Below are 15,376 nucleotides of genomic sequence, written 5' to 3' on the forward strand. Positions count from 1 at the left end.
GACATTGGTAGTAACCACTGATAAATTAAGCGCATTATCAGCAACTACCTCCGCTGAATTGGCTGGAGTGATTTCGGATGAAACAGGAACAGGGAGTATAGTTTTATCAGTTTCGCCAGCATTTACTGGAACGCCAACATTACCAACAGGAACAATTGGTGTAACACAAACAGCAGGCAATAACACAACAGCCTTGGCTACTACTGCTTTTGTAACAGCAGCAAATGCTACTAATGCTAATTTAACAGGCGATGTTACTTCGGTTGGAAATGCAACAACATTGTCAAATACTTCGGTAATTGCAAATACGTATGGAAGCGCAACTACGGTTCCTGTCTTTTCAGTAGATGCTAAAGGTCGTGTTACAGGAGTCACTAATACTACTATTACTGGTACATCGCCAGTAGGTTCAGCATTGACAAGTAGTAATATTTTGGTCGGTAACGCTTCTAATGCTGCTGCTGCTGTAGCTATGAGTGGTGACATCACTATTTCTAGTACAGGAGTAACTAGTATAGGAAATGATAAAGTAGTTACAGCAGATATTTTAAATTCAAATGTAACCTATGCCAAGATTCAAAATGTTAGTGGCACAAATATGGTGTTGGGACGAACATCTGCAGGTGCAGGTGTTGTGGAAGAAATTGCTACTACAGGTTCAGGTAATGTAGTTCGTGCAACATCACCTGTATTGATATCTCCTTCCTTAGGTACACCAACGGCTTTGGTTGGAACCAATATCACAGGAACAGCTACTGCTTTTACAGCCAGTAATGTTACCACTAATGCTAATTTAACGGGTATGGTTACTTCAGTTGGAAATACCACTTCATTGGGTTCGTTTACTTCAGCAAATTTATTAGCTGCAGTTACGGATGAGACAGGAACTGGAGTAGTTGTTTTTTCCAACTCACCTACTTTCACTGGAGCACCATTAGCACCCACCCCCACAACTGGAGATAATTCCTCAAAAATTGCTACAACTGCTTTCGTTACAGCCGCCGCAAGTCTGGTTAGAGAAGTAGCTGATGAATTTACAGCAACAGATTCCCAGACAAGTTTTACCTTAACTCAAACTCCTTCTACAAACAGTAAGGTAAAAATGTATATCAACGGTATCCGAATTAGTAATTCTGCTTACACGGTTAATGAAAATATATTGACTTATAATCCTACTAATAATGGAGCATATGCACTCTCAGCTGGGGATAGAGTACAAATGGATTTTTACAGGTAAACTCAAAAAAAAATGAATTATAAATTTATATTAGATTCGATGAAACAACTATATATACTTCTATTGATCGTTGCTTTAAATAATACGGTCTTAGGGCAGGGGGTTACTAGGCATGGTCAAAATTCTTCAGTGCCAGCAGGATTAGTGAATAGTTCAGGTGCGATTGGTAAGGGTAATTTGGTAAGCAAAAATGGAGAAAAAGCAGCATCACTTGTTTTGTATCAAAATTACCAAGGGGGAAAGATATTTTATTTTCTAAAGCCAGGTGATCCTGGCTATGAAGAAGGAAAAACACATGGTTTAATTGCAGCTCTTAGTCTTGTTAAAGAAACAACAAATAACGATCCAGTTTGGTCTAATAACGAAAACTTAAACACTGGAGCTACCGCTGTAGGTATTGGTGCAGGTAAAACCAATACCGCTACTATAATAGCTAGTGATGTAAACGCAAGGGCAGCTATATTGGTTTCTAATTATTCTGTTACGGTTGATGGTATAGTTTATGACGATTGGTATTTACCTTCATTAGATGAGGCATTAATTTTTGTATCAGATTATAGACAAATCTTAAGCACAACTATAAATTTTGGGATATGGACTTCCACTGAGATATCTTCAAACCAAGCCACTTATGTTGAAACTGGCACTAATACTAGTGGAAGTTTTTTTAAAAGGCGCATCATTTGGAGTGCTGTTCCAATCCGACAATTTTAATTTAAAACTGTTTTATTCAATCAAAATACAAAATGAATTTTAAATGATTTTTCAATCAGATCTGGAGAATCTGTCAAGGTAAATGTAATTACTGTTAATAATCAAAAACGTATTTATGTAACAGGGGATTTAATAGATATTCTTCCATAATACTCATAAAAAAAGGTAAAGTATTTTTTGAAAAATGATAGAATTTAAAATCTTTCAAAAAGGTTCAATTTTTACATGTTGAACCTTTTTTTATGCTTTGAAGTTTACCCCTCCTTAACAATCTCTCTAACCGCCTGTTCATAATTCCGGATACTTTTTGCTTTTTTTATCTTTTTATGCACTTTATGAGGATTCGAAAAAATAACCGAAAAGTACTCCCAGAGATGGTGCATTTTTAACAAAATATGAGTAGCTCCCGATAAAGATTCGCTGTAGCCGGCGTATAAAGTATCATGAAAATCACTGAATAATTCCATCTTGTTGGATGGATACTCGGAGCTGTTATTTTTAATCATAGAAGGCAAAAAAGGATCAGCTATCAAACCGCGACCTATCATCCAGTGATCGATAGTAGGAAAGCGTTCTTGCATTTTGTGAAATTGAGCTACTGATGTGATATCACCATTGTAGTAGAGTTTCAATTTAGTGTTTTCTACACATTGCTGAAAACCGTCTAAATTGACTCCGCCATTGTATAATTGTTTTCCAATGCGCGCATGAATAGCAATATTTTTAACGGGGTATTTTTCAATAAGTGGCAGTACATTCAAAATTTCCTCAGGCGAATCATATCCCAAACGCATTTTCATTGAAACAATAATATCCGATTCGGCATGCACTTTTTCTAAAATACTATCGATTTTTTCGGTTTGACAAATGAGTCCAGAACCCATTCCTGATTTGGTCACCATTGGATACGGACAACCCAGATTCCAGTTTAGTTCTTTGTATCCTAATTCCTGAACGTATTTGGAAACAAACAAAAATTCATCTGCATCATTGGTAATAATTTGCGGAATCACTTCTAAATCCAAATTGTTTTCTGGAAGTAAATCCCTTTGGTAAGAATTTTTTATAATTAGTTTTCCGTTCAAACGGATATAGGGAGAATAAAAAGTATCAATTCCTCCGAAGAATTTATTTTGTGCATTTCTAAAACGAAAATCAGTAAATCCTTGAAGTGGTGATGAAAGAAGGGTATAGCTCATGAAAAATAGAATTGTGCAAATATACTCAATACAAACTACACTTTGTAAAACAAAAAAAGACTTTCAATGGAAAGTCTTTGGTCTGTATTTTAAAATTGAGTTTTTTAACCATTAAGAAATTCAAGGTTCATTAAGTTTTGTGCTTAATTTTTCTTGACTCTCTTAATGGTAAAATAATAAATGTATGATGATTATACTTTACCTAAAGTATATAATTGCTCCATAGTAGGCGATAAACTTCCTCCAGCTGGTTCCAATGTGATTCCGAATGCTTCAGCATCTCCCGTATTGTTGACAGCAAAGAAGCGTTGGCCATTGTTATCAAAGTTATCCAGTAATCCAATGCTTGTTGGCGTAAGCGGATTTAATTTTAAAGCCCAAACTTGGTATACCATGCCTTTAGGCGGTTCTGGTAATCCAGATGCATCTACATACACTTTTTGAGTTTCTTTGTTCCAATATACTTTTGCAGAAGACTCAGGAGCAACAGTTTGACCACCAAGAGCAACTACAATATTGTTTTCATCTTTTACAACGGCCAAATTAGTTTCAATAGCAGTTTTTTCGAGGATCAATTGGTTTTTTTCTTGCTCAATTTTAGATTTCTCGGTTGTGGTTGTAACAACTTGCCTGTTGGTTTCTTCCAGTTGGTTGTATTGGAATCCTATACCAACCAATAACAGTATTGCTGCAGCCCATCCCACATATTGAGACCAGTTTTTGCTTGGTTCCATTGGGATCACCGTACTTGTTTTTAATCCTAATTTCTCTTTTATTTTGGCATAAATTTCTGCCGATTGAAAAGGAGAAAAGCTGGAAGATAGTGACACAACTGATTTTTCAATTGCTATAATCTCCGCGTTAATTTCTGGGTATTTTTTCGCCATTGCAGCTACTTCTTCGCTTTCGGCTTCGGATAATGAGCCATAAACATAAAGTTCTAAAATCCCTGATTCGATGTATTCTTTCGTTTCCATTGTACTATACTTTCAAATAGTTTCTTAAATCATTAATACAGTTTCGGTTGTGCGTTTTAACTGTTCCTAAAGGAATTTCTAGTTCTTCGGCGGCTTCTTGTTGGGTGTAGCCTTTAAAGAATAATAAATCGATTATTTGGATACATTTTGGTTTTAACCTTTTAATAAAATCTTGCATTCCTATTCCGTCCACTTTGTTGACTAGTTTGTTACTGTCTTCTATTAGATTTACGAAATTATCTGTCGATAGGTTTTTTTGGCTATTGTTAAAGTTTTTAGAACGGAGTTTATCAATAGAAGTATTTCTTGCAATGTTGAGAATCCAGGTGTAAAAACGACCTTTGCTTTCATTGTAACTGTCGAGGTTTTTCCAAATTTTGACAAATACTTCTTGCAGAACATCTTCCGCTTCTTCGGTATTTTTAATCAACATACTGATTACAGAGAACAAACTTTTAGCATACATATCATATAGATATGTAAAGGCTTTGTCATCCTTCCTATAGATTAAAACTAATAATTCTTCTTGGCTCATAGTTTTTGTTTTTAGTTTTACAAACTTATGGAAACTTATTTAGAAATTGGCTAGTGTTTTTGTTTTTGGAAATAAAATGCTCCTTTTTTTTATTTTTATCCAAAATATACAAAGCTCTTATGCAATTGTTTGTGAGTAGAAAATAGGATTATTGCTCCTTTGTGGTTTGATTTGTGTCAATTTATGTTTTCGGTTTTTTTAACAATTGTTTGATGAAATTTGTATTTAAAAATGAATTTATAAGCCATGAATTTGATTATTTTTACCCAAAAAAAAGATATGAAAAATTTATTGTTAATGGTTTGTAGTTTGTTTTTAGTTTTTTGTGGAACTATTCAAGCTCAGAATAAAAATAGCAAAGCCGTGGATGCACAGAGTATTTATCAGTTTAAAGTAAAAAATTTATATGGCGAAACCTTTGATTTTGCTACTTTAAAAGGGAAAAAAATATTGATTGTCAACACCGCTTCTAAATGTGGATACACGCCTCAATACGAACAATTAGAAGCTATTTATAAAACTTACAAAGCCCAAGGATTTACCGTTATAGGTTTTCCAGCCAATAATTTTAATAGTCAAGAACCAGGATCGAATGAAGAAATTGCGAGTTTCTGCAAATTAAATTACGGAGTTTCTTTTCCTATGATGGATAAAATTTCGGTAAAAGGAGCTGATATGAGTCCGATTTACCAATTTTTGACACAAAAGAGTAAAAATGGTGTGAAAGATTCGGATGTAAAGTGGAATTTTCAAAAATACCTGATAGATGAAAAAGGGCATTTAGTAGAAGTTTATTATTCTAAAACAAAACCTGATGCTCCAGAAATTGTAAATTGGATCAAACAATAAACAATAGTATAATTTACAAAAAAGCGATTTTTACCTAGTTTAAAATCGCTTTTTTTGTAAAAAAATAGTAAAGAAATTAATTCACGTATTTATGCTAAAGTTATGTCATCTTCGTAACTTTGTTATTCGAAATAAAAAAAATGATTTACCCCAAAATACCTTTAGCGCAAAGCATTATCCAAATCTGTTTAGCCAAAGGAATCCGTGATATTGTTATTTCTCCTGGATCTAGAAATGCACCTTTGACCATTGGTTTTGCATCCAATAACAATTTTAAATCCTACAGCATTGCTGATGAGCGTTGTGCAGCATTTTTTGCCTTAGGAATGGCGCAACAAATCAAGCGTCCCGTGGCGCTAGTTTGTACTTCAGGTTCGGCATTGTTAAATTACTATCCTGCTGTTGCCGAAGCTTTTTACAGCCAGATTCCTTTAATTGTCATTTCGGCTGATAGACCGCAAAATAAGATTGATATTGGCGACGGTCAAACCATTCGTCAGGAAAATGTTTTTGCAAATCATTCTTTGTATAATGCCAATTTAACGGAAGAAGTTTCAAAAATAAACGACCACAAAATCAACGAAGCTATTGATATTGCTTGTTTTCAAAAAGGACCAGTGCACATCAACGCGCCTTTTGAAGAACCTTTGTACGAAACTGTTTCTAAACTTTCGGTAGATGCAATGGTACATCATTTTGCAGCTCTAAACCCCATAGTTTCCTTAGAAGATTTGACTGTTTTTGCAACTATTTGGAAGCAATCAACAAAGAAATTAGTGTTGGTAGGAGTCAATGAACCTGATGCTATTTCGAATGCTACGGTGGAGGCTTTCGCCCAAGATGAATCGGTGGTGGTGATGACCGAAACTACTTCTAATTTGCATCATCCTAGTTTTATTTCGAATATTGATACTATAATTACGCCGTTTACTCAGGAAGATTTTGAAGATTTCTGTCCGGATATTCTAATTACTTTTGGCGGAATGATTGTGTCTAAGCGCATCAAAGCTTTTTTACGAAAATACAAACCCAAACACCACTGGCATATTGATCCTTTACGGGCGTATGATACTTTTGGCGTTTTGACAAAGCATTTTGAAGTTCATCCGAATGCTTTTTTTACTGCTTTTTTACCTTTAATCCATAGTGTAAAAAGTGATTATTTTGCAAAAATGAGTCGCATTCAAGCCATTCGAAAAGAAAAACAAGATCTTTTTTTAAGCAAAGTTTCGTACTCAGATTTTTATGTTTTTGATAAGCTACTCAAAACGCTACCAGAAAATAGTCAGTTGCAAATCAGTAACAGTTCTGCTATTCGTTACGCACAATTAATGGAAATACCTTCGAGTGTGGAAGTGTTTTGCAATCGAGGAACTAGCGGAATTGATGGCAGTACCTCTACTGCCATAGGTGCCGCTGTAGCAAATAATAAGCCGACTGTTTTTATAACAGGTGATATTGGTTTCTTGTATGATAGCAACGCCTTGTGGAATAATTACATTCCTAAAAACTTTAAAATTATCTTGGTCAATAATGGTGGCGGTGGAATTTTTAGAATTTTACCTGGCCACAATGAAACCGAAGTATTTCATACCTTTTTCGAAACTTCACACAACTTAACAGCCGAACATTTGGCAAAAATGTATGGTTTTGAATATAGCCTTGCCAGTGACGAAGCGAGTTTAGAAAAAAGTTTGACAACACTATATTCCCAAAAAGAAAAACCAAGTATTCTTGAAATTTTCACACCTACATTAGAAAACAATAAAATTTTATTACAGTATTTTAGGGAGTTGACATAAAATTATACTGTTCTTGACCTTGAAAGATTTTTCTTGGTATGGTTGTTGATTTATTTTTTTAAGTTTAAATTAATAAGATTTTAGATAGTCTTCTAAATTTTTCCATCACTTAATATAAATCAACTACATGTATGTTTGAGACTTTTATTGGAAACAAAAAAAAACGTTTATTTTATTTTTTAGGCCTCGTTTTAACTTTTGGCTTTTTGCAAGCGCAAACACCCAGTACAATTCCCGATGTAGAAAAAGTATATCTCCACACCGATCGATCAACTTATTTTGTGGGTGAAGATTTATGGTACAAAGCCTATAATGTTAACGCTTACAATAATTTACTTTATGACAACAGCAATGTTTTGTATGTAGAATTAATCTCTGCCGATGCTAAAATAGTTGCTCAAAACAAGACCAATCTTGAAGTAGGATTGGGTCATGGCGATTTTCAATTGAAAGATTCTCTTGGTGTAAAACCAAGGCACTATCAACTGCGAGCTTACACGAATTGGAATCGAAATTTTGGTGAAGATTTTGTTTTCAAAAAAGAGATTGAAATTATAGATGTGCTTGAGGATCATTCTAAAGTAAATAAAACACAGAATGGTACAACTACAACAATTAAACTTCAAACCATTGAAGCCAAAAAACAAAACACTTTCAAAGTTGATTTTTTTCCTGAAGGCGGTTCGCTTTTAGAAAATGTAACTTGTATTATTGGTTTTAAAGCGGTTGATACAGATGGAAAACCAATTGAAATTAAAGGCGAATTTTTTGATTCTAATAATGAACCGGTAACTGCATTTGAAAGTGTTCATGATGGCATGGGGAAATTTCAGTTTGTGCCAATTGAAGATAAAAAATATTTTGCAAAAGTTCAAAATCCAGCAGGAGAAGAAATGAAAGTGGAACTTCCAAGTGTTCTTAAACAAGGTTATTTATTAAGTTTTAGAGCTATAAAAGGTAGAAATATTATTAGTATTAGTACTAACCAAGCTACTTTATCACAAAATCCTAATGCAGTTTTGACGGTTATTTGCAAAGCTAAAGGAATTTCTTATTTAGAAACCACGCAAACGCTTATTGAAACTACATTCTCTTTTGAATTACCAAAAGACAAAACTCCCGAAGGTATCAGTCAAATCACATTATTCGATAACACTAACAAACCACACAGCGAACGATTGGTTTATGTTGAAAAAGAACAGGATTTAGAAGTACAACTAACTACAGGTAAAGCAATTTATAAGCCGAATGAGAAAGTTACTATTAATGTGAGTTCTAAATCAAAGGAAGGTACTGCTAAATCAGCCAGTTTTTCATTAAGTGTAACGGATATGAACGGAGTGGAAGACAAGGATTTTGGTACTACTATTAATTCTTATTTTTTGATGGAATCAGACATTAGAGGAAAAGTGCATGAGCCAGGCTATTATTTTGATGCAACTAATCCAAAAAGATTAGAACATTTAGACAATTTGCTTTTAACCCAAGGTTGGCGTGATTTTCTTTGGAAAACAAACCCAAAATCCAATAATGCTATTGATTTTAAAGCAGAAAAAGGCATCACCATATCAGGAAGAGTAAAACAAGTTTTTGCTGATAAGCCATTAATAAATAATAATTTAACCTTGGCTTTAATGAGTAAAAAGAAGCATGGGATTTTTAATGCAACTACCGATTCTATTGGTAGATTTCAATTTAAAAATTTAATGTTTTCTGACATGACAAATATGTACTTAAATAGTGTAAATGAAAAAGGAAAATTCAGAGGACAAATAGTTTTAGACTCTATTGAACATTCTCCAATGTTTGTTTCTTTTAAAAAACAACTAATTGTTCAGCCAGAAACAAATCATTCCATTGTTGAAAATGTTTCAAAGAAGTACATTGCTTTTGGAGTAAAACCAGAAAACATGTTGAATGAAGTTGAAGTTAAAGCCAAGAAGAATAATATTAATCCTTGGTATGGTGTTCCTGACTATAGTTTTAAAGTAAACAAAATAGAAGCAAATAAGTTTTTTAATTTTGTTGATTATCTTGAGGAAACATTAAGAGGTGTTACTATTAATTATGACCTTGTAGCAGGAAAAGACGCATCAGAAATGCCTTTTGCAGTATTAATAGATGGTTTTCAAGCAGTGCATGCTAATCAGTTACTTTCAGTGTCACCTGATGAAGCTATGAGAATAGAAGTTGTACGAGGATTACATATACAGGCACTATATGGAAAACTCACGCTTATTTCCATTTTTACCAATGCAAAAACCGGCCAACGCACTAAAATAGTCCCTGTTTATGCTGTTAAAAAACAACTAGAAGGATTTTACACTGCACGCGTTTTTTATGTGCCAGATCCAGAAAAACCAGATGTAGAGCTGGATAAAAAAGCTGCTGTAAGAAATACGATTTATTGGAACCCTTTTGTGCATCCAGATAAAACGGGAAATGCGAGTTTAAATTATTTCAATAGCAGTGTTGAAACTAAGGTAAAAGTAGCTTTAGAAGGAATTACCAGTAATGGAATTCCTGTGGTGGAAAATGTTTTTTATACCATTAAAAATAATCAATAAAAAGAGTTTTATGATTGAACATTTTTATAAAAATTGCCGTATTCTTAGTTTTTTGTGCGTAGTTTTAATCTCTTTTTTTTTACAGGCGCAAGATAAAAAATCAATTTCTGACATTGAAAAAGTCTATCTTCATACCGATCGATCCACTTATTTTATAGGTGAAGATTTATGGTATAAAGCTTATAATGTACGAGCTTCTAATAACTTGCTTTTTGACAACAGTAATATTTTATATGTCGAATTAATTTCTGCCGATTCGAAAATAATTGTCCGAAACAAAACCAATTTAGAAATGGGTTTGGGGCATGGTGATTTTCAATTACAGGATTCTCTTGACGTAAAACCAGGAACTTATCAATTAAGGGCTTATACTAATTGGAATCGGAATTTTGGAGAAGACTTTGTGTTCAAAAAGGAAATTGAGATTATCGATGTTTTTGAATCGAATGATAAATCCAAAACGGCTCAAAATATTGCTTCGGAAACTAAAATCACTAAAAAAGAAGCTGCTAAACAAAATCCTTTTCGAATTGACTTTTTTCCCCAAGGCGGTTCGCTTTTAGAAAATGTATCGAGCGTAGTCGGTTTTAAAGCCGTTGATGTTAACGGAAAACCAATAGAAATTAACGGAGAAATTTATGATTCTAATAATGAACTAGTCTGTGCTTTTGAAAGTGTTCATGATGGCATGGGTAAATTCCAAATGTTGCCTATGGAAGGAAAAAGTTATTACGCAAAAACTAAAGACATAAAAGGAATAGAAATCCGTCAAGAACTTCCAAATATCCTCAAACAAGGTTATTTGTTAAGTTTTAGAGCGATGAAAGGCAGAAACATTATTAGAATTAGTACCAATCAAGCCACTTTGGCACAGAATCCTAATCCATCACTTAAGGTAGTTTGTAAAGCCAAAGGAATTCAGTACTTAGAAACAACGCAAACCTTAACCGAAACTTCTTTATCATTTGAATTACCCAAAGACAAAACTCCCGAAGGCATTAGCCAAATAACACTTTATGATAGTAGTTCTAAACCTCAAAGCGAACGTTTAATTTATATTGAAAAAGAACATGATTTAGAGGTTGAACTCGTAACTGATAAAGAAACATACGAACCCAATGAAAAGGCAATAGTTTATGTTTCTTCTAAATCTAAAGAAGGAATTGCCAAATCAGCCAGTTTTTCATTGAGTGTAACGGATATGAACGGAGTGGAAGACAAGTGTTTTGGCACTACTATTAGTTCTTATTTTCTAATGGAATCAGACATCAGAGGAAAAGTCCATAATCCTAGTTATTATTTTGATACAACAAATCCAAAACGATTAGAGTATTTAGATAATTTGCTTTTAACTCAAGGTTGGCGTGATTTTCTGTGGAAAACAACTCCAAAATCAGATGGTGTAAATCTTTATAAAGCAGAAAAAGGAATCACTATTTCGGGTAGAGTAAAACAAGTTTTTGCTGATAAGCCATTAATAAATAATAATTTAACCTTGGCTTTAATGAGTAAAAAGAAGCATGAGATTTTTAATGCAACTACCGATTCTATTGGTAGATTTCAATTTAAAAATTTAATGTTTTCTGACATGACAAATATGTACTTAAATAGTGTAAATGAAAAAGGAAAATTCAGAGGACAAATAGTTTTAGACTCTATTGAACGTTCTCCAATGTTTGTTTCTTTTAAAAAGGAATCAATTGTTTTATCTGAAACAACTAATTTGTTTGCTGAAAATGTGTTGAAAAAATTTACTGCTTTTGGAGTAAAACCAGAGAATATTTTAAAAGAAGTAGTTGTTAAAAATAAAAGTAAAAATAATGTAATTGTTCCATACGGAGTTCCTGACTACAGATTTGTTGCAGATGCAACTACAAAAAAATTAACTACTATTTATGATGTTTTAGATAAAGTTCCTAGTGTTCAAGTTGTTGATAGAGGGGTGACGATTTTGGGAGAACATAATCTTCCACCACTTATATTAATTGATGGTTATCAAATGTTAGAAACTAATGAATTAGATTGGATATCGCCTAATGATGTTGTAAAAATTGATGTTGTAAGAGGTGGAGAAATTGCACAATTATTTATTTTAGAAAATCCAGAAACTGTAGGCGGCGTTATTTCGATTTTTACCAATGGAAATAGAGGAAATAAACCTAAAAAAGTTCCAGTTTATTCTGTTAAACAAGAATTAGAAGGATTTTATACCGCACGTGTTTTTTATTCGCCAGATCCTGAAAAGCCAGATGTAGAGTTAGATAAAAAAGCCGCTGTAAGAAATACGATTTATTGGAATCCTTATGTGCATCCAGATAAAACAGGAAATACAACTGTAAATTATTTCAATAGCGGTGTTGAAACTAAAGTTAAAGTAGCTTTAGAAGGAATTACTGGTAGTGGAATTCCTGTGGTTAAGAATATTTTTTACACCATTAAAAAATAATTTTTCTTTTGTGATTTATTTAATCGGGACAGTACAGGATGATTTTGTGTTTTTCCTAATTTATATTAGCCTCTTTAATGTTATAATTCCCTAAAATATGATAAAAAAGAGTGGTTTAAAGCTGAGGTCTAAACTAGTATGGATTGGAATACTGTTACTATGTTCTACAATTGAAATAGTAGCACAAAATCAAAATATTAAGAATGATGTTTTTTGGGATACTAAAGAAGGTCTTCCTATTTATAGTCAAGGTGGCGGTGTCTTTAAATTTAAAGATCCTAAAACAGGAATTGAAAAATACTATTGGTACGGTGTGCATTATGAAGAAGCTGAGAAATACCGCAAAGAACCAATTATAACCTATCCCCGTTGTACTTTTAAATCGATAACCTGTTACAGTTCCACTGATTTAGTGAATTGGACTTTTGAAGGCGATGTTTTTACTGATGAAAACGCATTTCCTGATGGAAGAAAAACATGGGTTGGACGCTTGGGAGTGGCTTTTGTAAAAGAAATGAACAAATATGCCCTTTTTGTTCAACATGGCAGTCAGGTTCTTATTATGCTGGGAGATTCGCCTACGGCTTCGTTTTCCTGGCATCAAAAAATAAATATGCAACCTTGGATTGGGACAACAAATACAGGTGACCAAACTGTTTTTACTGATGATGATGGAAAATCCTATCTTGTTTATTCCTACGGAAAAGGACGTAATAAGATTTATGTTTCTGAAATAGGTGTGAAAGACGGCAAAGTAAATATTTTAGACTGTACCAAAGTTTTTCAGGGAGAAAGCAGGGAAGGAAATTGTATGTTTAAATACAAAAACAAGTATTACATGACTGCTTCTAATATTTATGGCTGGGATTCTTCTTTCGCCTATTATTTGGTTTCAGATAATATTCGCGGACCTTATTTGCCAACAAATAATATGCAAATTATAGAAGGTTCTGCCGAAGATTATGCACATGTAACACAAACTGGATTTTTCTATACCATAAAACGAAATGGCAAAGAAACGGTTATTTATTGTGGTGATCGTTGGGCTGATTTTGCTGGAAATGGTTTAGGGTATAACCAATGGTTTCCGCTTTCTTTTGATGGATATAAACCGTATTTTAATTCGTTAAGTTCATGGAATCTGGACGAAAAAACAGGAGATTGGACTGTTGGTACAGATAATAATTATGTAAAAAACGGCAGTTTTGAAGCCGATAGAAATAAAATTCCGAGTGATATTAAACCCGTTCAGGAACAATTATTAGGTTGGAAAACAGTAGCAATTAAAGGAAATCCCATTCAGGTGAAAAGCGAAATTTCGCCACAATTGAATTATTTTAATACTGAAAATGACCGAAAAGAAGTTATTGGAGAAAAAAGTTTAAATATTACCGATACAGTCGATTTTACAAGAGAAATTACGCAGCAAATCAGTTCATCTCCTTATGTCGCTTTAGAAGATGGCGTGTATAATTTGACAGCCAAAGTTAAAAACAGCCAAGGTTTCAACGAACTTAAAATGCATGCTAATACGGGTGGTGTTGATTATAAATTTAGTATTGAAACCGAGAATACTTCCTGGACAAGCATTCGTATTTCAGATATTTTAGTAAAAAATGGTAAAATCACTATTGGATTTTTTGCAAATGGAACTGCTAATGCTGTTTGCTTAGTTGACGATGTGACTTTGGTGAAAAAATAATTTGGTTTAAAATGAACCGCAAAGTTCGCAAAGGCTTACGCAAAGTAAATGTAAAAGCTTTATAAAGTTTTATTTTAAATTTGCTGAATCTCTAATATCTGCGAGAAAAGTTTTCAATATGCAGATTTTTGAACTTTCTGACCTTTGCGAAAAACTTTGCGAACTTTGCGGTAAAATCATCTTACAACATCGTACCTTTGCGGCTTAGAAAAAAGAAGAATATGCTTAAAATAGGAAAATACAACAGCTTAACGATATTGCGTGATACCAAAGTGGGATTGTTTTTGGGAAATCCAGAAAAAGATCCTGAAGGAATTCATGATGTCCTTTTGCCAAATAAATATGTCCCTAACGAATTTGAAATAGGCGAAGAGCTTATTGTTTTTGTTTATTTAGATCACGAACAACGTCCAGTAGCTACCACATTGGAACCTTATATTTTGTTGAATGAATTTGCGCTTTTGCGTGTGAATTACACCAATCAAGTAGGAGCTTTTATGGATTGGGGGATGGAAAAAGACATTCTGGTTCCGTTTAAAGAACAAGCCCGACCGATGGAAAAAGGAAAACGTTATTTGGTTTACCTTTATATGGATGAAAAAACCAATCGATTGGTGGCTTCAAGTAAGACGAATCAATTTCTTAATAACGATGAGCTTACGGTTGAAAACGGCGAAGAAGTAGAATTGATTGTTTCGCACATTACTGAAATCGGGATTAATGTAATTATTAACGAGAAGCACAAAGGACTTTTGTACAAAGATGAGGTTTATGATGATGCAATTCGTACTGGTGACAGAATGCGTGGTTTTATTAAAAACATTCGACCTGATAATAAAATTGATGTTTCGTTACAAAAACAAGGTTACGAAAGTATCGAACCGAATGCCGAGAAAATCTTGGACGAACTAAGAGCGAGCAGAGGTTTTTTAAGATTAAATGACAATTCGCATCCCGAAGATATCAAAACGGTATTGAAGATGAGTAAAAAGACTTTTAAGAAAGCCATTGGAGCTTTGTACAAAGAGAAACTAATTGAAATTAAAGAAGACGGAATTTATCTGATAAAAGAATAAAAAAAAAGAAAGACTAATCCTTGTGGTTAGTCTTTCTCTTTTTATAGCTGTTTTTTTAGTTTAATTAGCTATAATGTATTTAACAATTGGAAACCATAATTTGCGGTTTCACGTTAACTGTTCTTTCTTTATCTTTTTTTAACTTCTAAAAACTATTTGGAATTTCATTTTGCAATAAAAAACCGTTGGTGTAAAAAAAAATCTTTGGATTTTACAAATTCATTTTAATGATGATTTCATCTTGTATAGTAATCCAAATGCTTACCATAGGT

11 protein-coding genes are annotated in these 15,376 nt (G+C 33.3%); 8 read left to right on the plus strand and 3 right to left on the minus strand.

All coding sequences use genetic code 11. The annotated features are described in order from the left end of the window. The coding region (locus AAGV33_RS11320) for a hypothetical protein (RefSeq protein WP_373392130.1) at positions 1-1,237 on the plus strand (1,237 nt) is incomplete at its 5' end. A gap of 12 nt (positions 1,238-1,249) precedes the next feature. Beyond that, complete coding sequence (locus AAGV33_RS11325) at positions 1,250-1,951, plus strand: hypothetical protein (protein WP_373392131.1); 702 nt, start codon at positions 1,250-1,252, stop codon at positions 1,949-1,951. 254 nt (positions 1,952-2,205) lie between these two features. Here the strand turns inward: AAGV33_RS11325 and AAGV33_RS11330 are convergent, their stop codons facing one another. The 3 genes from AAGV33_RS11330 to AAGV33_RS11340 form a co-directional block, all read right to left on the minus strand. Continuing rightward, on the minus strand, positions 2,206-3,150 hold the full coding sequence (locus AAGV33_RS11330; protein ID WP_373392132.1) for a tRNA dihydrouridine synthase: 945 nt from the start codon (positions 3,148-3,150) through the stop codon (positions 2,206-2,208). Between the two features lie 191 nt (positions 3,151-3,341). Continuing rightward, on the minus strand, positions 3,342-4,127 hold the full coding sequence (locus AAGV33_RS11335) for an anti-sigma factor (protein ID WP_373392133.1): 786 nt from the start codon (positions 4,125-4,127) through the stop codon (positions 3,342-3,344). A 4-nt stretch (positions 4,128-4,131) separates the two neighbouring features. Next, entirely contained in the window at positions 4,132-4,662 is a 531-nt protein-coding gene (locus AAGV33_RS11340; protein ID WP_373392134.1) for an RNA polymerase sigma factor, read from the minus strand. Between the two features lie 279 nt (positions 4,663-4,941). Between AAGV33_RS11340 and AAGV33_RS11345 the strand changes: the two genes are divergently transcribed. The 6 genes from AAGV33_RS11345 to AAGV33_RS11370 all read left to right on the plus strand — a co-directional run bounded on the left by AAGV33_RS11345 (position 4,942) and on the right by AAGV33_RS11370 (position 15,104). Continuing rightward, positions 4,942-5,511: a glutathione peroxidase gene (locus tag AAGV33_RS11345; RefSeq protein WP_373392135.1), complete on the plus strand. Its 570-nt coding sequence runs from the start codon at positions 4,942-4,944 to the stop codon at positions 5,509-5,511. Between the two features lie 140 nt (positions 5,512-5,651). Continuing rightward, complete coding sequence (menD, locus tag AAGV33_RS11350) at positions 5,652-7,313, plus strand: 2-succinyl-5-enolpyruvyl-6-hydroxy-3-cyclohexene-1-carboxylic-acid synthase (protein WP_373392136.1); 1,662 nt, start codon at positions 5,652-5,654, stop codon at positions 7,311-7,313. 131 nt (positions 7,314-7,444) lie between these two features. Further along, positions 7,445-9,880, plus strand: a complete 2,436-nt coding sequence (locus AAGV33_RS11355; protein ID WP_373392137.1) for a hypothetical protein — start codon at positions 7,445-7,447, stop codon at positions 9,878-9,880. A 10-nt stretch (positions 9,881-9,890) separates the two neighbouring features. Next, positions 9,891-12,326, plus strand: a complete 2,436-nt coding sequence (locus tag AAGV33_RS11360) for a TonB-dependent receptor (RefSeq protein WP_373392138.1) — start codon at positions 9,891-9,893, stop codon at positions 12,324-12,326. 97 nt (positions 12,327-12,423) lie between these two features. After that, on the plus strand, positions 12,424-14,028 hold the full coding sequence (locus tag AAGV33_RS11365; protein WP_373392139.1) for a family 43 glycosylhydrolase: 1,605 nt from the start codon (positions 12,424-12,426) through the stop codon (positions 14,026-14,028). A 221-nt stretch (positions 14,029-14,249) separates the two neighbouring features. After that, positions 14,250-15,104, plus strand: a complete 855-nt coding sequence (locus AAGV33_RS11370; RefSeq protein ID WP_373392140.1) for a CvfB family protein — start codon at positions 14,250-14,252, stop codon at positions 15,102-15,104. Positions 15,105-15,376: the final 272 nt, after the last annotated feature.

Origin of the sequence: Flavobacterium magnesitis (assembly GCF_041729735.1) — a bacterium.
GTDB classification, from domain to species: domain Bacteria; phylum Bacteroidota; class Bacteroidia; order Flavobacteriales; family Flavobacteriaceae; genus Flavobacterium; species Flavobacterium magnesitis.

What these genes read in the sequence shown, in the direction of transcription:
- AAGV33_RS11345 (WP_373392135.1), top strand. Translation starts at nt 4,942, where the DNA reads ATGAAAAATTTATTGTTAATGGTTTGTAGTTTGTTTTTAGTTTTTTGT.
- AAGV33_RS11325 (WP_373392131.1), top strand. Translation starts at nt 1,250, where the DNA reads ATGAATTATAAATTTATATTAGATTCGATGAAACAACTATATATACTT.
- AAGV33_RS11330 (WP_373392132.1), bottom strand. Translation starts at nt 3,150, where the DNA reads ATGAGCTATACCCTTCTTTCATCACCACTTCAAGGATTTACTGATTTT.
- menD (WP_373392136.1), top strand. Translation starts at nt 5,652, where the DNA reads ATGATTTACCCCAAAATACCTTTAGCGCAAAGCATTATCCAAATCTGT.
- AAGV33_RS11340 (WP_373392134.1), bottom strand. Translation starts at nt 4,662, where the DNA reads ATGAGCCAAGAAGAATTATTAGTTTTAATCTATAGGAAGGATGACAAA.
- AAGV33_RS11370 (WP_373392140.1), top strand. Translation starts at nt 14,250, where the DNA reads ATGCTTAAAATAGGAAAATACAACAGCTTAACGATATTGCGTGATACC.
- AAGV33_RS11360 (WP_373392138.1), top strand. Translation starts at nt 9,891, where the DNA reads ATGATTGAACATTTTTATAAAAATTGCCGTATTCTTAGTTTTTTGTGC.
- AAGV33_RS11355 (WP_373392137.1), top strand. Translation starts at nt 7,445, where the DNA reads ATGTTTGAGACTTTTATTGGAAACAAAAAAAAACGTTTATTTTATTTT.
- AAGV33_RS11365 (WP_373392139.1), top strand. Translation starts at nt 12,424, where the DNA reads ATGATAAAAAAGAGTGGTTTAAAGCTGAGGTCTAAACTAGTATGGATT.
- AAGV33_RS11335 (WP_373392133.1), bottom strand. Translation starts at nt 4,127, where the DNA reads ATGGAAACGAAAGAATACATCGAATCAGGGATTTTAGAACTTTATGTT.